Source organism: Desulfotomaculum copahuensis (genome assembly GCF_001655685.1).
GTDB lineage: Bacteria > Bacillota > Desulfotomaculia > Desulfotomaculales > Desulfovirgulaceae > Desulfotomaculum_G > Desulfotomaculum_G copahuensis.
Map to the genome: position 1 here is coordinate 1 of NZ_LYVF01000049.1, position 1,249 is coordinate 1,249.

A 1,249-nucleotide genomic window follows, 5' to 3' on the forward strand; every position below is an offset into this window, starting at 1 on the left:
CCGCGGCTTCGGTGCAACGCTTGAGCCCCGTTTCATTTTCGGCGCAGGGTCACTTGACCAGTGAGCTATTACGCACTCTTTGAATGGTGGCTGCTTCTAAGCCAACATCCTGGTTGTCCGGGCAACCCCACATCCTTTTCCACTTAGCGTCGCTTGGGGACCTTAGCCGGCGGTCCGGGCTGTTTCCCTCTCGACTACGAATCTTAGCACCCGCAGTCTGACTCCCAAAGATCAAACCGGCGGCATTCGGAGTTTGATTGGGTTCGGTAACCGGTGAAGGCCCCTAGCCCAGTCAGTGCTCTACCTCCGCGGCTTTGCTTTGAGGCTAGCCCTAAAGCTATTTCGGGGAGAACCAGCTATTTCCGGGTTCGATTGGCATTTCACCCCTACCCACATTTCATCCACCGCCTTTTCAACGACGGTTGGTTCGAGCCTCCACTAAATTTTACTTTAGCTTCACTCTGAACATGGGTAGATCACCCGGTTTCGGGTCTGCTCCAACGGACTTTTCGCCCTTTTCAGGCTCGCTTTCACTCCGGCTCCGGCTTTCTTGCCTTAACCTCGCCCGCTGGATGCAACTCGCCGGTCCGTTCTACAAAAAGTACGCCATCACCCGTTTAACGGGCTTTGACTGTTTGTAGGCATACGGTTTCAGGTGCTTTTTCACTCCCCTCCCGGGGTGCTTTTCACCTTTCCCTCTCGGTACTGGTTCACTATCGGTCGCATCGGGTATTCAGCCTTGGAAGGTGGTCCTCCCGGATTCCCGCGGGGTTCCACGTGTCCCGCGGTACTTGGGATCCTCCCCGCTTGCATGCTTGTTTTTACCTACAGGGTTGTTGCCTTCTGTGACGGGGCTTTCCAGCCCGCTTCGGTTAACTGCATGTTCGCTTGTGGGAGTCCCTCAACCCCGGAGCTGCATGCAGCTCCGGTTTAGGCCCGCCCCTGTTCGCTCGCCGCTACTGGGGGGTTCGCTGTTGCTTTCTTTTCCTCCGGGTACTAAGATGTTTCAGTTCCCCGGGTGCCCTTCCTGCACCTATGTATTCAGTGCAGAATGACGGGGGTTTGCCCCGCCGGGTTGCCCCATTCGGAGATCCACGGATCGATGCCTGTTTGCGGCTCCCCGTGGCTTTTCGCAGCTTGCCGCGTCCTTCGTCGGCCCAATGCGCCAAGGCATCCACCGTATGCCCTTTGTAACTTGACCGTTCTCGACGAACTTGTCTTTTTCGCTGTGAAGTTTTCAAGGAACATT

Annotated in this window: 1 rRNA gene; it reads right to left on the reverse strand. The window is 56.2% G+C overall.

The features are described from left to right. Positions 1–1,201: ribosomal RNA gene (locus A6M21_RS04375) — 23S ribosomal RNA — on the reverse strand; the annotation flags it as partial. Positions 1,202–1,249: the final 48 nt, after the last annotated feature.